The sequence below is a fragment of the Brucella sp. TWI432 genome (genome assembly GCF_039674445.1).
GTDB classification, from domain to species: Bacteria; Pseudomonadota; Alphaproteobacteria; order Rhizobiales; family Rhizobiaceae; genus Brucella; species Brucella chromiisoli.
Genome location: NZ_JBDJNL010000008.1, coordinates 70,036 through 95,275 on the forward strand (window position 1 = coordinate 70,036; position 25,240 = coordinate 95,275).

Genomic DNA, 25,240 nt, shown 5'->3' on the forward strand with positions numbered 1-25,240 from the left:
TTCCCAAAACCGGTTCCCACTTTTGGGCGACAAGCTTTTATTTAGGCAAACCTCTTCGCGCCAGCCACACACAGCACCACCACACCAGCGGTCATCACCATTCCCATGCTCACCGGCTCACCCGCGATGGATGCAGCGAGCATCAGCCCGAAAAATGGCTGCAACAATTGCAGCTGTCCGACAGCCGCAGCACCGCCCTGCGCAAGCCCGCGATACCAGAAGAAAAAGCCGATCAGCATTGAAAATAACGTAACATAGGCAAGTCCACCCCATGCCATTGCGCCGATATGCCCCCATGTTTGAGGACGCATCAGAATACTGAGCGGCAGCATGATCGGCAGCGAAAAGACCAGCGCCCAGCAGATCACCTGCCAGCCGCCGAGCCTGCGTGAAAGGCTTGCGCCTTCGGCATATCCCAGTCCGCAAACGATGATTGCGCCGAGCATCAGCATATCGCCCAGCAATGTGGACTGACTGCCCTGACCGTAGGCATAGGATGCGACGATGACACCGCCAGCAACTGAAAACAGCCAGAACAAAGGACGCGGTCTCTCACCACCGCGCATCACCGCAAACAAAGCCGTCGAAAGCGGCAGCAGGCCGATAAAGACAATCGCATGGGCTGAGGTCATATGTTGCAGCGCAAGACCGGTCAAAAGCGGGAAGCCCACCACCACACCGAGCGCCACAACAAGCAGGGAAACAATGTCTTGAGAGCGCGGAAATGGCGCACGAAAGGCAAGCAACAGCACAAGGCCAATAAGGCCCGCCATCGATGCTCGCGCCATCGTCAAAAAAGTCGGGTCGATATCGATCACCGCCAGCCGTGTGGCCGGCAGTGACCCGCTGAAAATGAGAACCCCCAGAAAACCGTTAATCCAACCCGCTGTTTTGCTCATTGCGTCTTTTCGACCTTCATCAAACTTGTTAGGTGATTTTCCATATGTGCATCCCATGCGGCCAATTGATCAGAGACAATTTGCAGACAATTCTGCTAAACTGTACCGATACAAAGGATGATACAGATGATTTCAAAGGGCCTTTTGCGCAGTCTTGAAGCCGTTGAGGCCGCCTATCTTGGCGGACACAGCGATGAAAAAGCCGCATCTGAAAAAATGCCACTCGTCGAAAAGGTCATGACCATCATTCGCGACCGCATCGCCGCGATGAGCCTTGCTCCCGGTGCCCGTCTGCCATCCATTCGCCGGCTGGCGGACACGATGAACGTCTCAAAATCAACCGTGGTCGAAGCCTATGACCGTCTGGTTGCGGAAGGCATTATTCAATCGCGCCGCGGTGCGGGTTTTTATGTTTCTGAGCGCGCGCGCCAACCCTTCACCATAACCGCAACAATGCCATACAAGGACAGGCAGATTGATCCTTTCTGGGTCATGCGGCAATCGCTTGAAGCGCACAGCGAGACTTACAAGCCGGGTTGCGGCTGGCTACCCGATGAATGGTTGCCACTCGAAGGCATCCGCCGGGCCATGCGCGCCATCGCCCGCGATGAAAATAGCAATCTTGTCACCTATGGTGAACCGCTCGGCTTTCGCCCTTTGCGAAACCATCTTGCCCGCAAGCTGTCCGAACAAGGGATCGATATGTCAGGCGGCGATATATTGCTGACCGATTCCGGCACCCATGCCATCGACCTTATCTGCCGCTTTCTGCTGCAACCAGGCGACACCGTGCTCGTGGATGATCCCTGCTATTTCAATTTTCAGGCAGCACTTCTTTCGCATCGCGTCAAACTCATCGGCATTCCCTATACGCATTCCGGCCCCGATCTGGATGCCTTCGCCAAAGTGGCTGAAGAACACGCACCAAAGCTCTATATTTCCAATGCAGGGCTGCACAATCCAACCGGCGGTATCATGACGCCTGCAACGGCACACCGTTTGCTGAAACTTGCAGAACTGCATGATATCAAACTGGTTGAAGACAATATCTTCGGTGATTTTCATCCATCCCCCTCACCGCTGCTTGCTGAACTCGACGGCTTTGACCGCGTTCTGCATATCGGCAGTTTTTCAAAAACACTCTCGGCTGCGGCGCGCGTTGGTTACATTGCCGCACGCCACGACTGGATCGACGGCCTGACCGATCTGAAACTTGCAACCTCATTCAGCAGCAATGTTTTGTCTGCGCAAATCGTCCATACGCTGCTCACCGATGGCACCTATCGCCGCCATATCGACAGCCTGCGTGCAAAACTTGCCGATGCGATGACCATGACCGCCAACCGGCTCAAAGCAGCAGGGCTTGAACTCTGGACAGAGCCGCAGGGTGGTCTTTTTCTCTGGGCCCAGCTACCCGAAGGGATGGATTCAGGCAAGATCGCGCGCTATGCCCTGCAAAAAGACGTCATGCTGGCACCGGGCGATGTTTTCAGTCCCTCGCGAAAGGCAACACGCTATCTGCGTTTCAATGTTGCGCAATCAATAGAGCCTTATATCTTTACCGTTCTTGGTGATGCGATGCGCGACGCATCCGCATAAACGCATTCACCCGCTCGCATCGAAAACAACTTCAAGAAAAACCCATGCAGTACGTTGGCCGATGAGGGATATACTCGCCCCCTGTCTTTGAGGAGAGACATCGGGAGGGATAAACGTGAATACACACCCAACCGGGATAGCGGTCAATCCACGTCCCGAAGATGAAAAACTATCCATTGCCGCCAATCTGGCCTATGGCTTCCAGCATGTTCTGACCATGTATGGCGGCATTGTCGCCGTGCCACTGATTATCGGTCAGGCAGCAGGTCTAAGTGCCAGCGAAGTCGGCCTGCTGATCACCGCCTCGCTTTTTGCAGGCGGCGTGGCAACGGTTCTGCAAACCATCGGCATTCCGTTTTTCGGTTGCCAGCTTCCGCTGGTTCAAGGCGTGTCCTTCGCCGGTGTTGCCACCATGGTGGCCATCGTCACATCAGCTCAAACAGGAGAAGTGGGGCTTCAGGTCGTACTCGGAGCCGTCATCGCTGCATCGGTGATCGGCTTTCTCATCACACCGATCTTTTCGCGGGTGACACGTTTCTTTCCGCCGCTCGTCACTGGCATTGTGATCACCACCATCGGCCTCACGCTGATGCCTGTTGCAGCCCGCTGGGCCATGGGTGGCAACAGCAAAGCGCCAGATTTCGGCAGCATGGGCAATATCGGTCTCGCCGGGCTTACACTGCTGATCGTGCTTTTGCTGAGCAAAGTCGGCAATGCCACGATTTCCCGCCTCTCCATCCTGCTTGCCATGGTCATCGGAACAGGGATTGCGTGGGCACTCGGCATGACCGACTTTTCCCGCATATCTGAAGGCCCTCTTATGGCGCTGCCGGAAATCTTCCATTTCGGCTGGCCGATTTTCAGCATTGCGGCCACATTGTCCATGTTCATCGTGATCATCGTCACACTGGTGGAAACCTCTGCCGATATTCTGGCCGTTGGCGAAATTCTGGGAACCAAAGTCAACTCGCGCCGTCTGGGCGATGGATTGCGGGCCGATATGGCATCAAGCATTCTGGCACCAGTTGTCGGCTCATTCACCCAAAGCGCCTTTGCGCAGAATGTCGGTCTTGTAGCCGTAACCGGGGTGAAAAGCCGTTATGTGGTGGCAACAGGCGGGCTTATTCTCATCACGCTCGGCCTCCTGCCTGTGATGGGACGTGTCATTGCCTGTGTCCCCCCCTCCGTGCTGGGCGGTGCCGGAATCGTGCTTTTTGGAACCGTTGCTGCAAGCGGCATCCGCACGCTTTCAAAGGTCGATTATCACAACAACATCAATCTGATCATTGTGGCAACCTCCATCGGTTTCGGTATGATCCCCATTGCAGCGCCGGACTTCTACCATCACTTCCCGGGCTGGTTTGAAACCATTTTCCATTCGGGCATCAGTTCGGCGGCCCTGATGGCAATCGCGCTCAACTTGATGTTCAATGAGTTCAAAGGCGGCAATTCAAACCAGATGTCCGTTTTTGCCGAAGGCACCGAACGCATCATTCGCCACCATCAGATCGCAGAACTGCATGATGGCGATTATGTTCAGAACGGAAAGCTCTTCGATGCCGAAGGCAACGAGGTGAAAATCGTTCCTGCCGGAGCGCACTGATCACCGCAAGACGCGAACCACCGTTCTGTCGCTCAGATGTGGTAGGAGGCGCGCCATATCGGCGCGCTTGAGGGCTATACAGCCTTCAGTCGGCGTAAATCCCGTCCGCGCCAGATGAAAGAAAATCGCGCTGCCGCAGCCGCGCCTGCGCGGGCGAATGTTCCAGTCCATCACAATACAGACATCATAAACATCGTCATTGCGCCACATCTTCTCGTGGCTTGCCTTAAACGGCAGGTTCACCGGACGATTGTAATTCGGATCTTTTGGCGCGTCACACCAGCCGTCGAGTTTACGCACGCGTCGCAAAGGAAGACGTGAGAAAGGCAGATGACCCGCATCTCCACGCCGATAGCCATAGAGCAATCGCATGGACGAAAGCGGCGTGGCACCATCGCCCTCACGCTTAAAAGCGCTGATTCCCCCCTTGCCAAGCGCACATTGGAGCACCAAATTGCCTGCAACAAGCAGGCCGCGCGTCCTGTGGCCAGGTTTTGCCCTTACATCGATAATGCCAATGCCGTGGCTTTTTTGGTTTCTGGTCAAGCCTGCCTCCGCTTTCTGCCAGCTGATAAAGTTTAAACGAATGCTTAAAAAACACTCTCATTTTTTCACGGCTTCAACTTACCGCGATTAAATGTCATAAAACACCAACCACTATTTGAATCAAAGAGTAACGAGGACAGGCATGACAGGTCGTACAATACTGATCGTGGACGATGATGAAGATCTCCGCTCCATCCTCGTCGAACAGCTTGAACTGTGCGAAGAGTTCCAGATTCTTCAGGAAGACAACGCCACCAAGGGCATCCAGAGCGCCCGTAACGGTATTGTCGATCTGCTGGTCATGGATGTCGGCCTGCCGGATATGGACGGACGCGAAGCGGTTAAACTTCTGCGCAAGGGCGGTTTCAAGGCTCCGATCATCATGCTGACCGGTCACGACACCGAATCGGATACGATTCTCGGCCTCGAATCAGGGGCAAATGATTACGTCACCAAGCCATTCAAATTCGCCGTTCTGCTGGCACGCATCCGCGCACAGCTGCGCCAGCACGAGCAGAGCGAAGACGCGACATTCATCGTCGGACCTTACACCTTCAAGCCAGGTCAGAAGCTGCTTATCGATGAAAAGGGCGGCAAGATTCGCCTGACCGAAAAAGAAGCAGCGATCATCAAGTATCTCTATCGTGCAGGCGATAAGGTCATCAGCCGCGATGTGCTGCTTGAAGAAGTCTGGGGCTATAATTCCGGTGTCACGACCCATACGCTGGAAACCCATGTGTACCGTCTGCGCCAGAAAATCGAGAAGGATCCGTCCAATGCATCGCTTCTGGTTACAGAAAGCGGGGGATACAAACTTGTCCCATGATGGACAGCGCCTGTTACGAGTGTAATGACAAGCTATGGCGCTCGATGACGATATCCGCATTCTCGGCTCAGTAGGTCTGTTCGAATCTTTCTCACCCGAACAGTTGCGTCTGCTCGCCTTTGGTGCAGAGCGTCTTGTGCTGCGCGCCGGTCGTGAACTGTTTCGCGAAGGCCAGAGTGCTGATTGCGGTTATATCGTCGTGTCTGGCAAAATCACACTGTTTCACGATACCGACGAAGGGCGGATTACAATCCGCCCCGTTGAACCCGGTGCGATGCTGGGCGAAATGGCGCTGATTGCGCAGACCACACGCCTGACCGGCGCTTTTGCCGAGGAAGAAACGGAAGTCATCCGCATCAGCCGCGCCATTTTCCGGCGCATTCTGGAAGAATATCCAGAAGCCGCAGCGTCACTGCATACGCATATCAGCAAAAACCTGCTGCAACTCATTGCCGACATCGAAAAGGTCGCGCCACAATTTGGCGCCAACGACTAACATCATAACTCAATGACCCGCTTGATACCGATGGCATCGAGAAATGTCTGATCGTGGCTGACCAGCAACAACCCACCTTCATATGCATTCAGGGCGGTTTCCAGCGCTTGAATGGAATCCAGATCAAGATGGTTGGTCGGCTCATCCAGGATCAACAATTCAGGCTTCAGCGTTCCACAAAGAATGCAGGCAAGAGCTGCACGCAACAATTCGCCACCGCTTAAGCCTCCTGCAAGGCGCGCAGCACTCTCTCCGCGAAATGAAAAACGCGCCAGTGCTGCGTAAGCATCGTTATCGCTCGCCTCCTTGTTCAGTCTGCGGAAATTCTCATAAAGCGTTGCTCCACGATCCATCAGGCTCATCTGCTGATCAAACATGGCAATCGGCACGAAGCGTTCGATCTCGCCCGAAACGGGCTGCAAATCACCTGTGATCAACCGCAGCAACGAGGTTTTACCCGCACCGTTTGCACCGCGAATGACGATACGCTCCGGCCCGACGATTTTCAGCGAGACGTCCCGAATGACGGGGCTATCCGGCAGAGGGCCGCCCGAAACATTGAGCATTTCAAGCAGCACACGCCCGGAAGGCGAAAGCGATCCATCAACATGGAAGTGCATTTTCTTGATGCGTTCGACCTTTGCTTCCGCTTCCTTAAGCTGGCTTTGGGCACGCTCGGCATTGCGCTCTGCAAATGCATCGCCACGACCACCGGTCTTCTGTGCCTTATCGGCACGCGCATCAAGTGCCATCTTGCTCATACCCGCATCGGCACGGGATTTGCGCCCGCGCGCATCGCTTTTTGCCTGTCGTTCACTGGCGTCCTGTGCCTTGAGCCGGACCTGCTTCACATCGCGCTGCGCCAATTCCAGATCGCGCGCAGCCGCTTCCCGCTCCCGCTCTTTATTCTCGTGATAAAAATCCCAATTGCCGCCATAGAGCGTCAACGCGCCTTGCGAAAGCTCGGCGATCGCACCCATCACCTGCAACAATGCACGATCATGGCTGACCACCACAGCCGCCCCTCGCCATCCGGCAAGCATATCCGCGACAGCCTGACGGCCATCGTGATCAAGATTGTTGGTGGGTTCATCCAACAAAATCAGGTCAGGCTCTTGAAACAAAAGCGCGGCAAGTGCTGCGCGTGTCTGCTGTCCGCCGCTCAATTCGCAGAGAAGACTTTGCGGCGAAAGCGAAAGTGCAAAGGCCTTTAAAGCATTGTCAAAGCGCTGCGGCAACAACCAGTCTGCCTGTTCGAAATCGGCATCCGACCCCTCGCCCGCTTCAATCCGCCCAATTCTGTCAAAGGCATCACGTGCATCAAAAAGATCGGCCAACGTCTTTTGCGCATCACTACCAATATTCTGCGCAAGCACGCCGATCCGGGCGGTGCGCGTGATCGTTCCACTGCTTGGCAGCAGATCGCCGCTCATGATTTTCAAAAGCGTGGATTTGCCAATACCATTGCGCCCGACGAGGCCAATCCGACCTTCGGTGATGCTGAAATTGATGCCAGAAAAGAGAATTCGGCCGTCAGCCGTGCGCGCTGAAACATCCTGAAGCGTGAGAAGAGAAGACATGATGAGCCTCGGAAACGTTGAAAACACTGGTCATTGAAAACAGTGCCGCACGATCCATTGCTCTTTTCTCCTCTTTTAAACTCAACTCTATATAAGTCCGAACGCGATCTTAATCCAGATCGAATGTCGCAATCACTGGTACGTGATCAGACGGACGATCCCAGCCACGCGCATCGCGCAGAACCTGAAGCCCCTGCATATGCGCTTCCAGATCAGCCGAACCCCAGACGTGATCAAGCCTGCGACCACGATCAGCGGCATCCCAATCCTTGGCGCGATAGCTCCACCAGGTGTAGATTTTCTGATCGGACGGAATCGCCTGCCGCATCAAGTCACTCCACCCGCCTTTCACACGAAGGTCTTCCAGCGTTGTGGTTTCAATCGGCGTATGGCTTACAATTTTCAGCAGTTGCTTGTGCGACCAGACATCGTTTTCAAGCGGTGCGATGTTGAGATCACCCACGAGGATCGAGGAATGTCCATCCTGCCTGTCAGCGACAATCGCTCGCATTTCCTCAAGAAAACCAAGCTTATGGGCAAATTTTGGATTAATTTCCGGGTCTGGCTCATCACCACCGGCAGGCACATAGAAATTATGGATGCGCAGCTTTTTGCCACCCGCTTCCACCACAGCGCTCAGATGACGGCAATCGCCCATCTCACAAAAACCGATTTTCTCGACATCGCCCAAAGGACGTTTCGAGATGGTCGCAACGCCGTGATAGCCCTTCTGGCCACTGATCGCGATATGCTCATAGCCAAGCGCGCGAAAGCCTTTTGAAGGGAAATGATCGTCGGGACATTTGGTTTCCTGAAGACACAGAACATCCGGCTGATAATCGCTCAGAAACTGTTCGACCAGCGGCATGCGCAGACGAACGGAATTGATGTTCCAGGTAGCAACAGAAAACGTCATGGGGAAAGACTCACAGCCATCAGAAGATGGCCGCGAACCTAACGATTTATCCGATAAATGCAAACCTCAGGAATAAAGATCACTGGCCTTTGCGTTTCATTGCGATGCGCTGATAATCGATCTTGAACATATCATCCGTGAAGCGGACACCGCTGCGAACATTGAACACCATGATCGTGGTATCGAGGCCCTGCGCGTCGGTAATGGTCCACTGCTTGAGATCCTTGGTCTTGGGATCAAACATCATGGTGATTTTTGAATTACCAAATGCTGTCTTGTCCCCCACCACAAGCGTGGTCATGTCCGGGTCCTGCTTCACACTCTGAAGACGACCGCCGCCCAAATCAATCCGGTCCGCCAGAAGCATTTTGAGCGGGGTGGTTCCCAGCGCATACATATCCCACGTGTCGAGCTTTCGGTTGTTGATAACAACCTGATTGCCATCCGAAATCACGCGGATCGGGGAATCGGTGTAATTGAAGCGAATCTTGCCCGGACGTTCCAGATAGAACGTGCCGCCCGTCTGTTCGCCCTTGGGGCCGAACTGAACAAATTCACCGGTCAATGTGCGCAGTGAGGAAAAATGATCCGCAATCTGCTGCGCAGCAGCAGCACCGCTTACGCCCTGTGCCTGCGCCGCAACGGGCACAAAAGCCGGAGAAGCCGCGCCAATGCTCAAAACTCCCAATCCGAGGATGGCCGCAAAACGGCTTGCTTTCACGAATGCAGCAATACGGGAGATCATCATCGGCAAATTCTCTTTTTTCTTCATTCTCGTAAAATAATCGGGCAGTTAGGCGCGAGTGTGGCAACAGAAAGCCGATGAGATTTCAGTTAGAAATCATCGTCACAGGTCGGCACCAGTATCTCGCGCTTACCGGCATGATTGGCAGGGCCGACGATCCCTTCTTCTTCCATGCGCTCGATAATCGAAGCCGCACGGTTATAGCCAATACCCAAACGACGCTGGATATAGGACGTCGAAGCCTTCTTATCACGCAGCACCACAGCCACAGCCTGATCATAAGGATCATCGGAATTTTCAAGGTTCGATGTTCCGGCCGGACCGCCACCTTCATCCTCTTCCTCATCCTCAGTGATCGCATCCAGATATTCCGGCACACCCTGAAGTTTCAGGTGTTGAACGATACGTTCCACCTCGTCATCGCCCACAAAGGGGCCATGCACGCGCTGAATGCGGCCGCCCCCGGCCATGAACAGCATATCGCCCTGACCAAGCAGCTGCTCGGCACCCTGCTCACCCAGAATGGTTCGGCTGTCGATCTTGGATGTAACCTGAAACGAAATACGGGTCGGGAAATTGGCCTTGATCGTACCGGTGATGACATCGACGGATGGGCGCTGCGTTGCCATGATGACATGGATACCCGCCGCACGCGCCATCTGTGCCAGACGCTGCACCGTGCCTTCAATGTCCTTGCCCGCAACCATCATCAGATCGGCCATTTCGTCGATAATCACGACAATGTAGGGCATTGGCTCCAGATCGAGCTGCTCGGTTTCATAGATCGCTTCGCCAGTATTTCGGTCAAATCCGGTTTGCACGGTACGGGCAATCTGCTCGCCCTTCTTCTGTGCCTGACCGACGCGCTGATTGAAGCCGTCAATATTACGCACGCCCACTTTCGACATCTTGCGATAGCGGTCTTCCATCTCGCGCACGGTCCACTTGAGCGCGACCACAGCCTTCTTCGGATCGGTCACAACCGGCGTCAACAGATGCGGGATACCGTCATAAATCGAAAGCTCCAGCATTTTCGGATCGATCATGATCAGACGGCATTCCTGCGGCGTCATGCGATAAAGCAGCGACAGGATCATCGTGTTGATCGCAACCGACTTACCCGAGCCCGTCGTACCGGCCACAAGCACATGCGGCATCTTCGCAATATCGGCAATCACCGGCTCACCATTGATGGTCTTGCCCAGCGCCAGCGCAAGCTTTGCCTTGGTCTGTTCAAAGTCACGGCTCGCCAGCATTTCGCGCAGGTAAACCATTTCGCGCTTCTGGTTCGGCAATTCAATACCGATCACATTGCGGCCCGGAACCACAGCCACACGCGCAGCAATGGCGCTCATTGAGCGAGCAATATCGTCCGCCAAACCAATCACGCGCGATGATTTGATGCCGGGGGCCGGTTCGAGCTCATAAAGCGTTACGACTGGCCCCGGTTTCACATTGATGATCTCGCCACGCACGCCGAAATCTTCCAGCACACCTTCCAGAAGCCGCGCATTCTGTTCAAGCGCATCCTTGGACAGGGATGCGTCGCGCTGCACAAGCTTTGGTTCAGCAAGAAAATGCAGCGATGGCATTTCAAATGCACCACCTTCTTTCAGGAAGGATGTCTGCGCTTCACGCTGAATGCGTGCGCCGCTCTTTGGTGCAGGCGCGCGTTCACCGACGCGCGCTTTAGAACGCTGCGGCGGCGCATCGTGCCATTCTTCACCCGCAAGCGGCGCTCCGTCCATCGGATCATCCAAATCGAACGGCGGTTCTTCCGAAGAGGCACCATCAAAGCCCGGCTCGCGCCGCGAACCATTGCGCGCTTGCGCGCTTGCGCGCGCGCTGCGCATATCGCCATATTCATCTTCGCGCTGCTTGCGGCGGTTGATACCGGTCCAACGCCTGAAAGTCGCCGAAGCGCTGAAAATTGTATGGGTGAGAGCCCCGACAAATGCAGAGAAGCCGCCAGATGATGTCTCATCCTCCTGATCTTCGTCCTCGGCAAAATCATCGCCAGCCGATGCACCCCGCGCGGAGCCGGCATCAACGAGCGCTTCACGGCGGCCAATGATCCCGCTGGCAAACAGGCAGAGCCAGAGTGCCGGGAAAACCAGCACCAGCGCAATGCCGGATGCGATCGCACCTTGCGGAAATGCGCCCAGAAACAGACCCGGAAGGCGCAGCACCATATCGCCAAACACACCACCAAGACCAATTGGCATCGGCCAGCTTGAAGGAACAGCAAAACAGCTTGCAATGGCTGCAAACAAAAGCGCAGCCCCCATCCATGCCAGACTGCGCCGGCCGACACGGCTGATCCCGCCGCGCGTCATGAGCAACAGCGACCAGACCACCAGCGGCAGCAGAACCGGAACGCTGGCAAGGCCAAAGAACTGCATGGCAAGATCGGAGAAAACCGCACCCGGATAGCCAAGAGCATTGGTAACCGGATTATCCGTTGCATGGCTGAGGCTGGGATCGGCAACATTCCACGTTGCAAGCGCGCCCACCGCCATAGCGGCCAGCGAAAGCAGCGCCAGACCGAACAGGATATAGAATTGCCTGCGGAAGATATTGGCCAGTTTCAGCCTGTCTTCCGAAACCCGCTCGTCGCGCAACGGGTATGAGGGCGAATATCCTTGCTGCATAAAGCCTGTCCCGAACCATATAAATGTTGCCTGTGGGCAAAGACGCCCGAGCACAATGAATCGGGCTGATCCTAATCGGGCGATGGTTAATTCCCCATTAACCATGCACTGCCTTTCACCAGAAAATGAAAAAGGCGCGGTTTCCCGCGCCTTTTTCCTCTTGAGACAAGCCTGTTCTACTGAACAGATTCGCCGTGCAACGCGATATCAAGGCCTTCCATTTCAGCCTGCTTGCTCGGGCGCAGACCCATCACGGCTTTGATCACATAAAGGATGATTGCGGTTGCGATCGCCGTGTAGACAACGGTGATGGCAGCGCCGAAGAACTGCTTGCCCATGGTTGCCCCTTCACCTGCCGCATTGATCGTAACATCGGCAAAGAAACCAGTGAGGATCGCACCAACAAAACCGCCAACACCATGAACGCCAAAGGCATCGAGCGAATCGTCATAACCAAGCGCGTGCTTGATCTTTACGGCTGCGATGTAGCAGACAGCACCCGCAATCACGCCGATGATCAATGCGCCCGTTGGGTCAACAAAGCCCGCAGCAGGCGTTACGGCAACAAGACCGGCAACCGCACCCGAAATAATGCCGAGAACGCTTGGCTTGCCCGAAATCGCCCATTCGATGAACATCCAGGCGAGAGCCGCACCAGCGGTTGCAACCTGCGTGTTGAGCATGGCAACGGCAGCCAGTGCGTTTGCACCCAGAGCCGAACCTGCATTGAAGCCAAACCAGCCCACCCACAGAAGGGCTGCACCAACAACCGAGAGAACGAGATTGTGTGGTGCCATATTGACGTGGCCGTAGCCATCGCGCTTGCCAATGATGAGCGCTGCAACCAGACCGGCAACACCGGCATTGATGTGAACAACCGTGCCACCGGCAAAATCAAGAACGCCGTCAGAGCCAAGGAAGCCGCCGCCCCAGACCCAATGTGCAACCGGCACATAGACGATGAACAGCCACAGAACCATGAAGACCAGCATCGAGGAGAACTTCATGCGTTCGGCAAACGAGCCGGCGATAAGGGCGGGTGTGATAACCGCAAAGGTCATCTGGAAGACGATGAAGAGATATTCCGGGATCGTCCCGGTGAGCGAATCCATCGTGACGCCCTTCAGAAATGCCTTATCGAAGCCGCCGATATAAGCATTCATCGAACCGCCATCGGTGAAGGCGAGCGAATAGCCGAAGAACATCCACAACACCGACATAAGGCAGGTAATGGCAAAGCTCTGCATAACTGTCGAAAGTACGTTCTTCTTGCGCACCATGCCGCCGTAAAACAGCGCAAGACCGGGAATTGTCATCATCAACACAAGCGCGGTTGAAGTCAGCATCCAGGCAGTATCGCCAGTATCAAGAGTTGGTGTCGGCTGGGATGCGTCCTGTGCCAGCGCAGTCCCTGCAAGAACGAGCAGCATAGGCAAGGTGGCTAAAGCCGTTTGCTTGAATCTTCCTGTTATCAGCATCGAATATCTCCGTCGAATGGCGGCTTCAAACGCGTCTGCGCTGAAAAGACCGGTTCGAACTGAGAGAAACAAAAATCATGCCAGTTGCGCGCGACAACCCAAAGAAAATGCAATTTTTCTCATATTCCAAACGCAGTATCTGGCAAGATCACGGTGGAGAGTGGCACATTTCCGCCCCGAAACAGGGCTTTTCGACCCTCGCGCGAAACGCAGACGCGCCTGAAATTTCTGTCAGAAAAAAGAAGGAGTGGTTTTTCTACGAGAGAAAAACCACTCTAAGTGATTCATGGGATTCAGCTTTTACGGCCAATGCCCATTTTCACCCAATCAACATTGATTAAAAATTAAACACCGGTGAAAATGATGATTAAAATATCATCATTTGTCTTTTTCATGCACACGAATAAGGCCTTCCTGCGCGACTGACGCAATCAGCACACCGTCCCGCGTATAAAGCGCGCCACGGTTCAGCCCACGTGCACCGGACGCACTCGGTGTGTCCTGTGTGTAAAGAAGCCAGTCATCGAGCCGGCTTGGGCGATGAAACCACATGGCGTGATCAAGGCTTGCCACCTGCAAGTCGCGATCGAAAATCGTGCGCCCGTGCGGATGCAACGATGTATCCAGCAAAGTCATATCCGAAAGATAGGCGAGAATAGCGGCCTGTAGCGCACGTTCATCCGGCACGATACCACGTGCCCGCACCCAGACATGCTGGCTTGGTGGCAGTTTTTCGCGCGAAAAATAATGTTTGAGTGACACCGGCTTGATCTCAATGGGGCGCTCCTGCTCCCAATATTTGCGCACGCCTGCCGGTGCCAGATGCAAATACTCTTCCTTAAGATCATGATCGCCCATCAATTGTTCCGGCATGGGAAGCCCCTCGGGCATATTGATCTGGTGCTCCAGACCATTTTCATCAATCTGGAACGATGCTGAGAGCGTAAAAATCGCCTTGCCGTGCTGCTTTGCCAACACGCGGCGCGTGTTGAAGCTTGACCCGTCGCGGATGCGATCCACCTCATAAATGATCGGGATAGCCGGATCGCCCGGCCGCACAAAATAGCCATGCAGCGAATGAACATGCCGTTCGGGGTCGACGGTGCGCTGCGCTGCGATCAGCGCCTGCCCGATCACCTGCCCGCCAAAAACGCGCTGCCAGCCCACCTGCGGGCTGTTGCCGCGGAAAAGATCCATTTCAAGCGTTTCAAGATCAAGCGTGTCGAGGAGCTGCTGCATGGCAGCAGTCTGCTCAGCCTTCAATAGATCGGTCTTTTCGTTATTCGACATGGACAGCCTGTCTCCTGGAACCTTATATAGACGATATATTTTGTTGAACTGTTTGGGCCTGCATAGACGAAACTGTCAAGTTCCTGTGTCCTGTTGCAGCCTGTTATGTTCATCGAAGAGCGCTCTGAAGATATCCGAAAGGAAGAGGCAATGGCTGCGGCAAGCAAGCAGAAAACCACGGAAAAAAGCGATCTGGTAATCGCAGGCGGCGGCTATGTCGGCCTCGTTACTGCCGTGGCGGTCAAGGCAGCGGCTCCGCATCTTTCTGTTGCCGTCATTGACGGCGCCCCGGTGGGCGCATGGAAGAAGGACCCACGGGCATCCTCCATTGCAGCGGCGGCTTCGCGCATGCTCGATAAACTCGGCTGCTGGCAGGAGATCGTTGCCGACGCGCAGCCGATCACTGAAATGGTCATCACTGATTCCCGCACCTCCGATCCTGTGCGCCCGGTCTTTCTAACCTTTTCAGGCGATGTGAACCCCGGCGAACCTTTCGCACACATGGTTGAAAACCGCGTGCTCAACACTGCGCTGCACAAAAAGGCACACGAACTCGGCATCACCTTCATTGAGGGCATGAGTGTCGAGACGTTTAAAACCAGCCCTGAATCCGTCACCGTCACGCTGGCCAATGGTGAAACACTCAGCACACGTCTGTTGATTGCCGCGGATGGCGCAAAATCGCGCCTGCGTGACATTGCTGGCATCAAGACAGTGAACTGGGACTATGACCAATCAGGCATTGTCTGCAATGTTAAGCACGAGCGTCCGCATGGTGGCCGCGCGGATGAACATTTCCTGCCTGCCGGCCCCTTTGCCATCCTGCCACTCAAGGGCAATCGCAGTTCGCTCGTGTGGACAGAACGCAGAGCTGATGCCGAACGTCTGGTCCGCGAAGATGATTTCATCTTTGATGCCGAGCTTGAGCAGCGTTTTGGACACCGTCTTGGCGCGCTGCACGTTGAAGGCCCTCGCCGTGCTTTCCCGCTTGGCCTGACACTGGCCCGCGAATTTGTGAAGCCACGCTTTGCGCTTGTGGGCGATGCAGCCCACCGTATCCACCCGATTGCCGGCCAGGGCCTCAATCTCGGCTTCCGTGATGCAGCAGCCATTGCCCAAGTTATCGTTGAAACGGACCGCCTCGGCCTCGACATCGGCTCCTTTGCAGCGCTTGAGCGCTATCAGGCTTGGCGTCGTTTCGACACCGTGCAGATGGGCGTCACAACCGACGTGCTGACAAAATTGTTCTCCAACGACAATCCCGCAGTCCGGACCATGCGCGACATGGGACTGGGCCTTGTGGACCGCGTACCAAGCCTCAAATCCTTCTTCATCAAGCAGGCAGCCGGTCTTTCGGGCGAAACGCCGCGCCTATTGCAAGGCGAGGCGATTTAATCTGGAAGCTTGGGGAAGCTGCCCTATCTGGTGGTTAGAAACCAATCAAGAGGAGCTTCCCAATGGACAGAAAAGCAACCGCAGTCTGGAAAGGCACACTCAAGGAAGGCAAAGGCACGCTCAACACGCAGAGCGGCGCGCTCAAAGACCTTCCTTATGATTTCAAAGCGCGCTTTGAAGATGAAAGCGGACGCGCAGGCACAAATCCCGAAGAGCTTCTGGGGGCAGCGCACGCCGGCTGCTTCGCCATGCAGCTTTCAGCACTTCTGACAGAGCACGGCACACCACCGGAAAAGCTTGAAGCAACAGCGGCTATAAGCGTTGGACCGGCTTCAGGTGGTGGCTTTGCAATCAGCAAGAGCGCAATCACGCTTACAGCCACAATCCCTGGCATTGAAGAAGCTGATTTTGCGGCGCTGGCAAAAAAGGCCAAGGAATCCTGCCCCTTGTCAAAAGCACTGGGTGCCATTGAAGTGACACTGGACGCCAAGCTGGTTTAAAGCGTATCCCGAGAAGTGTGAAACGGATTTCGGACAAAGATGCGCGTTAAAACAAATAATCCGAACGCCCATCTCACGCGAGCTGGCAGATAATCGAAAGGCGGGCATGGCCCGCCTTTTTCATTCGGGAAGATGACAGACCGCTTCGATATTATGCCCGTCAGGATCAAGCACGAAGGCTGCATAATAATCGGGATGATAATGCTCGCGGATTCCCGGTTTGCCATTGTCACGCCCGCCCACAGCCATGGCAGCCTCATAAAAGCGATCAACCTCCGAGCGGGTGCCTGCCGAAAAAGCCACATGCAAAACGCCTTCGAGTTTTGCGCCCTTCTGCTTGCCGATCCAGAATTCCGGCTTGCCATTGCGGCCATAGCCGACCCAGTCACCAAACTCCATCGCCCGCGTGATGCCGAGTGGCGCCAACGCAGCGTCATAGAAAGCGCTGGACTTTGGCATGCTGGAAATATTGAAACCGATATGATCAAGCATGATGCCCCCTGAAGCAGCGTTAAGTTTCTGCTTTCAGATCAGATATGGCCAGCACGGAAAAATCAAGCCTCCGCCATTATTTTGGCAAAAGAAAAGGGAGGCAGAGCCTCCCTTCTATCGATTATGAAAACACGTTCTACACGCGGCGCTCGACCATCATCTCCTTGATTTCGGTACAAGAGGCGTGGAGGCCGCAGGCCGACAGGGATCGCAAGAAGAAGCGATTGCCGCGATTACACGCGGCGCTCGACCATCATCTTCTTGATTTCGGCAATCGCCTTGGCAGGATTGAGACCCTTCGGGCAGGTTTGCGCGCAGTTCATGATGGTGTGGCAGCGATAGAGGCGGAACGGATCTTCGAGATTGTCGAGACGTTCGCCCTTGGCTTCGTCGCGACTGTCGATCAGCCAGCGATAGGCCTGAAGCAGCACGGCTGGTCCGAGGTAACGATCGCCATTCCACCAGTAGCTTGGGCATGAGGTCGAGCAGCAAGCGCAGAGAATGCATTCGTAAAGACCATCGAGCTTCTGACGATCTTCGTGGCTCTGCAGCCATTCCTTCTGCGGCTCTGGCGATACCGTCTTGAGCCAAGGCTCAATCGAACGGTGCTGGGCGTAGAAGTTGCTCAGATCCGGCACCAGATCCTTCACCACCGGCATATGCGGCAGCGGATAAACCTTGATGGAGCCCTTGATCTCATCCATGCCCTTGGTACAGGCAAGCGTGTTGGCACCATCAATGTTCATGGCGCAGGACCCGCAAATGCCTTCACGGCACGAACGGCGTAGCGTCAGCGTCGGGTCGATCTTGTTCTTGATATAAAGAAGACCGTCGAGCACCATCGGGCCGCAATCGTCACGATCGACATAATACGTGTCGATGCTTGGATTTGCGTCGTCATCCGGCGACCAGCGATAAATGCGGAACTCCGTGACATTCTTGGCACCATCTGGACGCGGCCAGGTCTTGCCTTCCTGCATGCGGGAGTTCTTGGGAAGTGCGAGTTCAACCATTGCTCATTCCCTCGATCAGTAAACGCGCTTCTTGGGCGCAATCTTGGCCAGATTGATGCCGCCTTCTTCCTCGGTCGTCAGCGGATCGAGATGAACTGGACGGTAATCAAGCTTCACTTCGCCATTTGGCGACAGCCAGGAAAGGGTGTGTTTACGCCATTCGGCGTCGTTACGGTCCGGGAAATCCTCATGCGCATGCGCACCGCGGCTTTCTTGACGGGCTTCAGCCGAAACGACTGTCACCATCGCGTTTGCCATCAGATTTTCCAGTTCCAGCGTTTCAACCAGATCCGAATTCCAGATCATCGAACGGTCACTGACCTTAACGTCAGGCAGTTCTTTCCAGATTGCGGACATACGCTCGACGCCTTGCTTGAGCGATTCAGAAGTACGGAAAACGGCAGCATCTTCCTGCATGGTGCGCTGCATCTTTTCGCGCAGTTCTGCGGTCGGTGTCGAGCCGTTGGCATAACGCAGGCGATGGAAACGATCCACGATCTTATCGACGGCTGCTTCGTTGATGTCAGGAATCTTCGCAGCGCGGTCGATGACTTCGCCAGCGCGAATTGCAGCCGCACGGCCAAACACAACCAAATCGATCAGCGAGTTGGAGCCGAGACGGTTGGCACCATGCACGGATGCGCAACCTGCTTCACCCACAGCCATCAGGCCCGGCTGAACGCGGTCAGGATCTTCTTGCGTCGGGTTCAGCACTTCGCCCCAATAATTGGTTGGAATGCCGCCCATATTATAGTGCACGGTTGGCAGAACCGGGATCGGTTCCTTGGTCACATCAACGCCTGCGAAAATCTTGGCCGACTCGGAAATACCCGGCAGGCGTTCATGCAGAACAGCCGGATCAAGATGGTCGAGATGCAGGTAGATGTGGTCCTTGTTCTTGCCAACGCCGCGACCAGCGCGGATTTCCATGGTCATGCAGCGCGAAACAACGTCACGCGAAGCAAGATCCTTGGCGGAAGGCGCATAACGCTCCATGAAGCGCTCGCCTTCGGAATTAACGAGATAGCCGCCTTCGCCGCGTGCGCCTTCCGTAATCAGGCAGCCCGCGCCGTAAATGCCGGTTGGGTGGAACTGAACGAATTCCATGTCCTGGAGCGGAAGCCCCGCACGCGCCGCCATGCCGCCGCCGTCGCCGGTGCAGGTATGCGCCGAAGTCGCCGAGAAATAGGAACGGCCATAACCACCCGTCGCCAGAACCACCATTTTCGCGGAAAAGCGATGGATCGTCCCATCATCAAGGTTCCACGCAACAACGCCGGTGCAAACACCATCGGTCATGATGAGATCAAGCGCGAAATATTCAATGAAGAACTGCGCGTTGTTTTTCAGCGACTGGCCGTAAAGCGTATGCAGGATCGCATGACCGGTACGGTCAGCGGCCGCACACGTGCGCTGTACTGGTGGACCATCACCAAAATTCTGCATGTGGCCGCCGAATGGGCGCTGATAGATTTTGCCTTCTTCGGTACGCGAGAACGGAACGCCGTAATGTTCCAGCTCATAAACCGCAGCCGGTGCTTCACGCGCCAGATATTCCATAGCGTCCGTATCGCCCAGCCAGTCCGACCCCTTGACGGTGTCGTACATATGCCACTGCCAGCTATCCGGCCCCATATTTTTCAGCGAAGCGGCAATGCCGCCCTGCGCTGCAACCGTGTGCGAACGCGTTGGGAACACTTTGGTGATACAGGCGGTCTTAAAACCCTGTTCGGCCATACCGAGCGTTGCACGCAGGCCAGCACCGCCAGCGCCAACGACAACAACGTCGAATTTGTGATCGATGAACGTATAGTTCTTTTCGCCCGCAGCATTGGCTGCATTGTTTTGTGCACTAGCCATCGGGCTATCAACCTCCGAAGCTCAGCTTGAGGATCGCATAAACGCAAGCCACGCCCACAACCACCGTGAAAAAGGTGTTGAGCATGACGAGCAGGACCTTCATGCCTTCGCCGTGAATGTAATCTTCAATAATAACCTGCATGCCAAGACGCATGTGATAGACGCCGGTCAGCACGAACAGCGCCATCACCAGAGCGGTGAACGGATGCGCCAAAGCGGCCTTTACTTCGGCATAGCTTGCGCCGTGAAGCGAAATAACCAGACCTATGAAAAACAGAACGAGCGGCACGAGTGCGACAGCACTCATGCGCTGAAACCAGAAATGGCCGGTGCCTTCCTTGGCCGAGCCAAGTCCACGAACCTTGCCGAGAGGCGTACGCATATCGTTCATGTCAGAACTCCTTTCAGCGCACTGCAAAAGCAACAACCCAGACAAGGATCGTTGCAGGCAGCGAGAAGGCCAGCGTCAGCCATGCAATCTTGCTGGCTGTGTGCTTTTCAAGACCGGCACCCATGTCCCAGATGAAATGGCGCACACCGCCGGCCAGATGGTGCAGAAGCGCCCAAGTGTAGCCAAACAGAACCAGATAGCCAAACCACGAACTGTAGATTGCGCTTACGGTGTTGAAGGCATCTTCACCGATTGCAGCCGCAATCAGCCATGCAGCGAGAAGAAGGGTTCCGAAATAAAGGGCGCCGCCCGTGATACGATGGATGATGGACATCGTCATCGTGATCTTTGGTCGATAAATCGACAAATGCGGCGACAAAGGACGCTGACGCGTTGCGGTCGGTTGTGTCATGGCTCTCGTGGGCTTCCCTGACGTTTCTACCCGCCTTATCCCGCCAAACACGTTTGGCATGACAAAGCGAATGGCCGGTTCATGCAGAACCGAGTTCGATGTCGTTCACAGCACAGGAAACAGAATCTTCAATCCTGCGCCGGCACGACCCAGAAAATGTGGCTGGATCGTGTCACACGACCCTATGAGGCGCTTTCTACTGCGCTTTCACCACCACGTCAAAGACGCTTTTTCACGAAAAGACTAACAATTGGTCGCACCTCAACGACACATTCGCGTGATTCCTGAATTCAAACGATTGAAGTCGATGTTTCACAAAAACATGTGTAATTTCATCTACTTTTGCGGACGCAGCTTAGTTGCCAAAGCGAATCACATAGCTGGACCAGTCGGCAGCGGCGGCAATCTGCTCATATAACTTGCGGCCATCCTCAGGCACACGCGGCGCATTGAGCATAAGCTTCGACCAGCTGCGCTCTTCCGCCTTGTCGGCAAGCAGATCAATAAACGCTTTGGCGATACCCTTACCGCGATGATCATGATGCACATAAATATGGTCAACCTGGCCGGCGCGCAGGCCGGAAATAGGTTCAGGAAGATCATAAAAAATCACAAAGCCAACCAGATTGCCATCCACGCGTGCGCCGAGAATTTCTGTGGCACGATCCTGCAAAAGCTGCTCGGCGTAAAACTCATCCGGGCGACGTGGTGCCCCGCGCTTCAACGCTTGTGCATAACTCGCAAGCAGAGGCGCAAACTCATGCGCGTCCCGCAGATGAAGCAGCCCGATATCGACGGAATGATCATTGGTCATAAGAACTCTCTCTCGAAACACAGCCCAGCATCACGGAGCTCAACGATTGTAGACGCCAGCCCGACCAAAGGTAAAGCGCGGCGCGCACAAAATCAGATGAGCCAGAGCATTTCCTGTTTGATTGAAGCATTGGAAGTGCTCAACGACCTTTGGCAGCACCACGAAGCTCGACCACATTATCGTCAAGCATCATCGGAAGTGCCGTGCGAACGCAATTGCGGCCATTCTTCTTGGCTTCATAGAGCGCGCCATCAGCCCGCTTAAAGACATCGGCAAAGACATCGTCGAACTCCATTTCCGTCACGCCAAAACTCACCGCGAAACCCACATCGCCCGAAGGACCGGAAAGCGTTATATCGGCACAGGCCAGCCGCACGCGTTCAGCAAAACGCCATGCCGACTGGATGGTATGGCCGGGCAACAGAACAGCGAACTCCTCGCCGCCCATCCGTGCGGCAATGCCATCCTTCGCCGCCGCCGCACGACGCAATTCATCAGCAAAAGCTGCAATCACCCTGTCGCCCAAAGCGTGTCCATGGGTATCGTTGATCGACTTGAAGTAATCAATATCGCAGATAATCAGCGAAAGTGCCTGTCGCATGCGCTTGGATTTTTCGATCGCCGCTTCGGCGCGGAATTCAAAACCGCGACGGTTGAGAAGTCCGGAAAGCTGATCCGTCTCCGAACGCAGCGTCACATCGGAAATCAGCTCCCCCATCAGACTGAGCAGAAGCAGCAAACCACCGGCAACCGAAAGCCCGGCACCGATCGACTGAACCAGCAGCGCATAATTGGTATGCATATAATCATCAGGCGAAGCACCAACACCGCCGACCATAGTGGCGAGAACCGGTTTAATCAGAAAATGAAGGGCGCTCACCATAAAGAGCGCCGCCATCATGCCATCCAATGCCCCCCACGACCTGCCAAAGGGCTTGCTGCGGGAATGAACGCTCGTGCGGCTGCGCAAAACGATCCACGCAGCCAGCACGAGGATCAGAAAATACGGCAACTGATAAAGAATACGGCCAAGCATCTGACTGCGGGCGATATCGTAAATCGCAAAGATCATGACCAGCGAACCGGCAAAGAGAAGCCCCAGCCGCACCCACGGCACAGGAAGACCATACATGCGGGCAAGACCGACAACCAGACAGGAAAGCGTTATGAAATACATGCCAAAACTGAGCATGTAAGCGAATTTCTGGCTGGGGAGGAAGGAGATCAGGATCTCAGTGAGAAAGTACAGCATCGCAAAAACAAAGCCGAGCCCAAACACGGGGGCGGCAGCGTTATCACGGGCATAGGCAGCGATACCGAAAAAGGTGAGAGCAAACAGACCCGAAACCGTCGTATTTATAAGCAGTATGAACTCAGCACCATCCATCCGTCCATCCCTGCATATATCTGGTGGCGCGAGAAGACCACACCCCGCACCATTCATTGAATGCTATATTAGACCAAAACCGCTAAAAAAGCATCTAATTTAGAAATGCAAATAATACGTTGTTTACGAAACAAAAAAACCGCCGGATCACTCCGGCGGTTTTCTCAATCATCTTTTACGACCATCAGTTCCAGTCGCGAATGTCCACGAAATGACCGGCAATCGCTGCAGCGGCTGCCATGGCGGGCGAAACGAGATGCGTGCGACCCTTGAAGCCCTGACGGCCTTCAAAGTTACGGTTTGACGTCGAAGCGCAACGCTCACCCGGCTTCAGACGGTCATCATTCATGGCAAGGCACATCGAACAGCCCGGCTCGCGCCAGTCAAAACCCGCTTCGATGAAAATCTTGTCGAGACCTTCCGCTTCCGCCTGCTCCTTCACAAGGCCCGAACCCGGAACGATCATGGCGTTCACGCTTGCCGCAACCTTCTTGCCTTCGACCATACGGGCTGCATCGCGCAAATCCTCAATACGTCCGTTCGTGCAAGATCCGATGAAAACGCGGTCAATGGCGATGTCCGTCATCTTGGTGCCAGGCTTCAGGCCCATATAGTCAAGCGCACGCCACTTGGATGCACGCTTGGTTTCGTCCTTGATCTCGTCCGGGTTGGGAACGATACCGGTGACGAAGACCACATCTTCCGGCGATGAGCCCCAGGATACAACCGGCGAAATCTTGGCAGCATCAAGCTCGACGATCTTGTCGAAATGCGCCCCTTCATCCGAATTGAGCGTCTTCCAATACCGGATCGCCTGCTCAAGCTCTTCGCCCTTGGGCGCACGCGGCTTGTCTTTGATATATTCAAATGTGGTTTTATCCGGCGCAATAAGACCGGCGCGCGCACCACCTTCAATCGACATGTTGCAGACGGTCATACGACCTTCCATCGACAACGAGCGAATGGCGCTGCCTGCATATTCGATTACGTAACCGGTGCCACCTGCGGTGCCGATTTCGCCGATGATGGCAAGCGTGATGTCCTTGGCAGTAACGCCCGGAGCCAGTTCACCCTCAACACGCACCAGCATGTTCTTGGCTTTTTTCTGGATCAGCGTCTGCGTTGCCAGAACATGTTCGACTTCCGATGTGCCGATACCATGCGCCAGCGAACCAAATGCACCATGCGTCGATGTATGGCTGTCACCGCACACAATCGTCATGCCCGGCAGCGTAAAGCCCTGCTCTGGACCAACGATATGCACCACGCCCTGACGACGATCACGCTCGGAATAATATTCAACGCCAAAATCAGCGGCATTCTTGGCAAGAGCCTCAACCTGAATGCGGCTTTCTTCATTCTTGATGCCGTTGATACGATCTGGCGATGTTGGAACATTATGATCGACAACAGCCAGTGTACGCTCTGGATGGCGCACCTTGCGGCCCGTCATGCGCAGGCCTTCGAAAGCCTGTGGGCTTGTCACTTCATGCACAAGATGGCGATCAATATAAAGGAGGCAGGTACCATCGTCCTGCTGATCCACCACATGGTCGTCCCAGATCTTGTCATAAAGTGTACGCGGCGCGCTCATTGCGAGAGTTCCTTTGAATAGTTCTTAATTGGCTGTCATATGCACCCGCCACCGCATTTCGTCAAGAAACACAAACCGCAACAGGGTGTCGCAGTAACAATCTTGCGCAATGTAGGCGAAATTGTGCAATATGTTACGCAGCCTTTTGGCTTTTGCAAATAAAAAAGGCGACCCAAAGGCCGCCCTTTTCAGATTCTTGCACAACTGGCTTATTCAGCAGCAGTCTTTGCAGCTTCTGCTTTGGCAGCAGCGATCTTGTCGGCTTCGCGTTCTGCCTTGGAACGGTTGTCTTTCTTTTCAGCAATACGTGCAGCCTTACCGGTGAGGCCACGGAGGTAGTAAAGCTTCGCGCGACGGACCTTACCGCGGCGAACAACTTCAACACCTTCCACGATTGGCGAATAAACCGGGAATACGCGCTCTACGCCTTCGCCGTAAGAAATCTTACGAACGGTGAAGTTTTCGTTGATGCCAGCGCCGGAACGGGCAATGCAAACGCCTTCATAAGCCTGCACACGGGTACGTGTACCTTCGGTAACGCGCACCTGAACGCGAACGCTGTCACCTGGCTGGAAATCTGGAAGCTTGCGCTTTTCTTCGATCTTGGCTGCCTGTTCGGCTTCAAGCTGACGAATGATATTCATCGTCTCTTCCTTCTGAATTCTTCTCAAACAGCCAGAGCGCTCTGCACTCACCACCAAGCATCTTTGGCCCTGTGGTTATGCCCGAAAAACCAGGCAGGAGCGGTACACC

Annotated in this window: 24 protein-coding genes; 7 read left to right on the forward strand and 17 right to left on the reverse strand. The window is 54.8% G+C overall.

Annotation, left to right across the window (positions count from 1 at the left end):
• Window positions 1-41 precede the first annotated feature (41 nt).
• Window positions 42-899: a DMT family transporter gene (locus tag ABE527_RS12795; RefSeq protein WP_499697143.1), complete on the reverse strand. Its 858-nt coding sequence runs from the start codon at window positions 897-899 to the stop codon at window positions 42-44.
• A 126-nt stretch (window positions 900-1,025) separates the two neighbouring features.
• Here ABE527_RS12795 and ABE527_RS12800 point away from each other — a divergent pair, with 126 nt between their 5' ends.
• Window positions 1,026-2,498, forward strand: a complete 1,473-nt coding sequence (locus ABE527_RS12800) for an aminotransferase-like domain-containing protein (protein ID WP_265982346.1) — start codon at window positions 1,026-1,028, stop codon at window positions 2,496-2,498.
• 115 nt (window positions 2,499-2,613) lie between these two features.
• Window positions 2,614-4,101: a nucleobase:cation symporter-2 family protein gene (locus ABE527_RS12805; protein WP_499697144.1), complete on the forward strand. Its 1,488-nt coding sequence runs from the start codon at window positions 2,614-2,616 to the stop codon at window positions 4,099-4,101.
• Here ABE527_RS12805 and ABE527_RS12810 read toward each other — a convergent pair whose 3' ends face one another.
• On the reverse strand, window positions 4,102-4,647 hold the full coding sequence (locus tag ABE527_RS12810; RefSeq protein WP_499697145.1) for a L,D-transpeptidase family protein: 546 nt from the start codon (window positions 4,645-4,647) through the stop codon (window positions 4,102-4,104). It lies immediately after the preceding gene.
• A 142-nt stretch (window positions 4,648-4,789) separates the two neighbouring features.
• Here ABE527_RS12810 and optR point away from each other — a divergent pair, with 142 nt between their 5' ends.
• Window positions 4,790-5,473, forward strand: coding sequence for a response regulator OptR (optR, locus tag ABE527_RS12815; protein WP_499697146.1), 684 nt, complete (start codon window positions 4,790-4,792; stop codon window positions 5,471-5,473).
• 34 nt (window positions 5,474-5,507) lie between these two features.
• A complete protein-coding gene (locus ABE527_RS12820) occupies window positions 5,508-5,969 on the forward strand; it encodes a cyclic nucleotide-binding domain-containing protein (RefSeq protein ID WP_265982350.1) in 462 nt (153 codons plus the stop codon).
• 2 nt (window positions 5,970-5,971) lie between these two features.
• Here ABE527_RS12820 and ABE527_RS12825 read toward each other — a convergent pair whose 3' ends face one another.
• From ABE527_RS12825 to ABE527_RS12845, 5 genes are all read right to left on the reverse strand, one after another.
• Window positions 5,972-7,549, reverse strand: a complete 1,578-nt coding sequence (locus tag ABE527_RS12825; RefSeq protein ID WP_499697147.1) for an ABC-F family ATP-binding cassette domain-containing protein — start codon at window positions 7,547-7,549, stop codon at window positions 5,972-5,974.
• A 109-nt stretch (window positions 7,550-7,658) separates the two neighbouring features.
• Entirely contained in the window at window positions 7,659-8,465 is an 807-nt protein-coding gene (locus ABE527_RS12830) for an exodeoxyribonuclease III (protein WP_499694753.1), read from the reverse strand.
• A 79-nt stretch (window positions 8,466-8,544) separates the two neighbouring features.
• The gene (locus ABE527_RS12835) at window positions 8,545-9,213 is read right to left on the reverse strand and encodes an outer membrane lipoprotein carrier protein LolA (RefSeq protein WP_265982353.1); all 669 of its coding nucleotides are present in this window, start codon (window positions 9,211-9,213) and stop codon (window positions 8,545-8,547) included.
• An 86-nt stretch (window positions 9,214-9,299) separates the two neighbouring features.
• On the reverse strand, window positions 9,300-11,861 hold the full coding sequence (locus ABE527_RS12840; RefSeq protein WP_499697148.1) for a DNA translocase FtsK: 2,562 nt from the start codon (window positions 11,859-11,861) through the stop codon (window positions 9,300-9,302).
• A gap of 176 nt (window positions 11,862-12,037) precedes the next feature.
• Window positions 12,038-13,339, reverse strand: a complete 1,302-nt coding sequence (locus ABE527_RS12845; protein WP_265982355.1) for an ammonium transporter — start codon at window positions 13,337-13,339, stop codon at window positions 12,038-12,040.
• Window positions 13,340-13,416: 77 nt separating this feature from the next.
• On the opposite strand from ABE527_RS12845, the gene ABE527_RS12850 reads away from it, so the two are divergent.
• Window positions 13,417-13,680 carry a hypothetical protein gene (locus ABE527_RS12850; RefSeq protein ID WP_499697149.1) on the forward strand — a complete coding sequence of 88 codons (264 nt, stop codon included), beginning with the start codon at window positions 13,417-13,419 and terminating at the stop codon, window positions 13,678-13,680.
• 37 nt (window positions 13,681-13,717) lie between these two features.
• Here the strand turns inward: ABE527_RS12850 and tesB are convergent, their stop codons facing one another.
• The gene (tesB, locus tag ABE527_RS12855; RefSeq protein WP_396996073.1) at window positions 13,718-14,629 is read right to left on the reverse strand and encodes an acyl-CoA thioesterase II; all 912 of its coding nucleotides are present in this window, start codon (window positions 14,627-14,629) and stop codon (window positions 13,718-13,720) included.
• Between the two features lie 150 nt (window positions 14,630-14,779).
• Between tesB and ABE527_RS12860 the strand changes: the two genes are divergently transcribed.
• Together ABE527_RS12860 and ABE527_RS12865 are read left to right on the forward strand one after the other, a co-directional pair.
• Entirely contained in the window at window positions 14,780-16,024 is a 1,245-nt protein-coding gene (locus tag ABE527_RS12860) for a ubiquinone biosynthesis hydroxylase (RefSeq protein WP_499697150.1), read from the forward strand.
• 62 nt (window positions 16,025-16,086) lie between these two features.
• Window positions 16,087-16,524: an OsmC family protein gene (locus ABE527_RS12865; protein ID WP_499697151.1), complete on the forward strand. Its 438-nt coding sequence runs from the start codon at window positions 16,087-16,089 to the stop codon at window positions 16,522-16,524.
• Window positions 16,525-16,644: 120 nt separating this feature from the next.
• Here ABE527_RS12865 and ABE527_RS12870 read toward each other — a convergent pair whose 3' ends face one another.
• The 9 genes from ABE527_RS12870 to rplS all read right to left on the reverse strand — a co-directional run bounded on the left by ABE527_RS12870 (window position 16,645) and on the right by rplS (window position 25,131).
• Window positions 16,645-17,016, reverse strand: coding sequence for a VOC family protein (locus ABE527_RS12870; RefSeq protein WP_499697152.1), 372 nt, complete (start codon window positions 17,014-17,016; stop codon window positions 16,645-16,647).
• A 233-nt stretch (window positions 17,017-17,249) separates the two neighbouring features.
• Window positions 17,250-18,029: a succinate dehydrogenase iron-sulfur subunit gene (locus tag ABE527_RS12875; protein ID WP_265982360.1), complete on the reverse strand. Its 780-nt coding sequence runs from the start codon at window positions 18,027-18,029 to the stop codon at window positions 17,250-17,252.
• Between the two features lie 15 nt (window positions 18,030-18,044).
• Window positions 18,045-19,889, reverse strand: coding sequence for a succinate dehydrogenase flavoprotein subunit (gene sdhA, locus ABE527_RS12880; protein WP_499697153.1), 1,845 nt, complete (start codon window positions 19,887-19,889; stop codon window positions 18,045-18,047).
• Between the two features lie 7 nt (window positions 19,890-19,896).
• The gene (gene sdhD, locus ABE527_RS12885) at window positions 19,897-20,280 is read right to left on the reverse strand and encodes a succinate dehydrogenase, hydrophobic membrane anchor protein (protein ID WP_265982362.1); all 384 of its coding nucleotides are present in this window, start codon (window positions 20,278-20,280) and stop codon (window positions 19,897-19,899) included.
• A gap of 13 nt (window positions 20,281-20,293) precedes the next feature.
• Complete coding sequence (gene sdhC, locus ABE527_RS12890; protein ID WP_265982363.1) at window positions 20,294-20,692, reverse strand: succinate dehydrogenase, cytochrome b556 subunit; 399 nt, start codon at window positions 20,690-20,692, stop codon at window positions 20,294-20,296.
• Between the two features lie 355 nt (window positions 20,693-21,047).
• Window positions 21,048-21,506: a GNAT family N-acetyltransferase gene (locus ABE527_RS12895; protein ID WP_265982364.1), complete on the reverse strand. Its 459-nt coding sequence runs from the start codon at window positions 21,504-21,506 to the stop codon at window positions 21,048-21,050.
• 139 nt (window positions 21,507-21,645) lie between these two features.
• Complete coding sequence (locus tag ABE527_RS12900; protein ID WP_265982365.1) at window positions 21,646-22,893, reverse strand: GGDEF domain-containing protein; 1,248 nt, start codon at window positions 22,891-22,893, stop codon at window positions 21,646-21,648.
• Between the two features lie 184 nt (window positions 22,894-23,077).
• Window positions 23,078-24,487, reverse strand: coding sequence for a 3-isopropylmalate dehydratase large subunit (leuC, locus tag ABE527_RS12905; protein WP_499694758.1), 1,410 nt, complete (start codon window positions 24,485-24,487; stop codon window positions 23,078-23,080).
• A gap of 209 nt (window positions 24,488-24,696) precedes the next feature.
• Window positions 24,697-25,131, reverse strand: coding sequence for a 50S ribosomal protein L19 (rplS, locus tag ABE527_RS12910; RefSeq protein WP_265982367.1), 435 nt, complete (start codon window positions 25,129-25,131; stop codon window positions 24,697-24,699).
• Window positions 25,132-25,240: the final 109 nt, after the last annotated feature.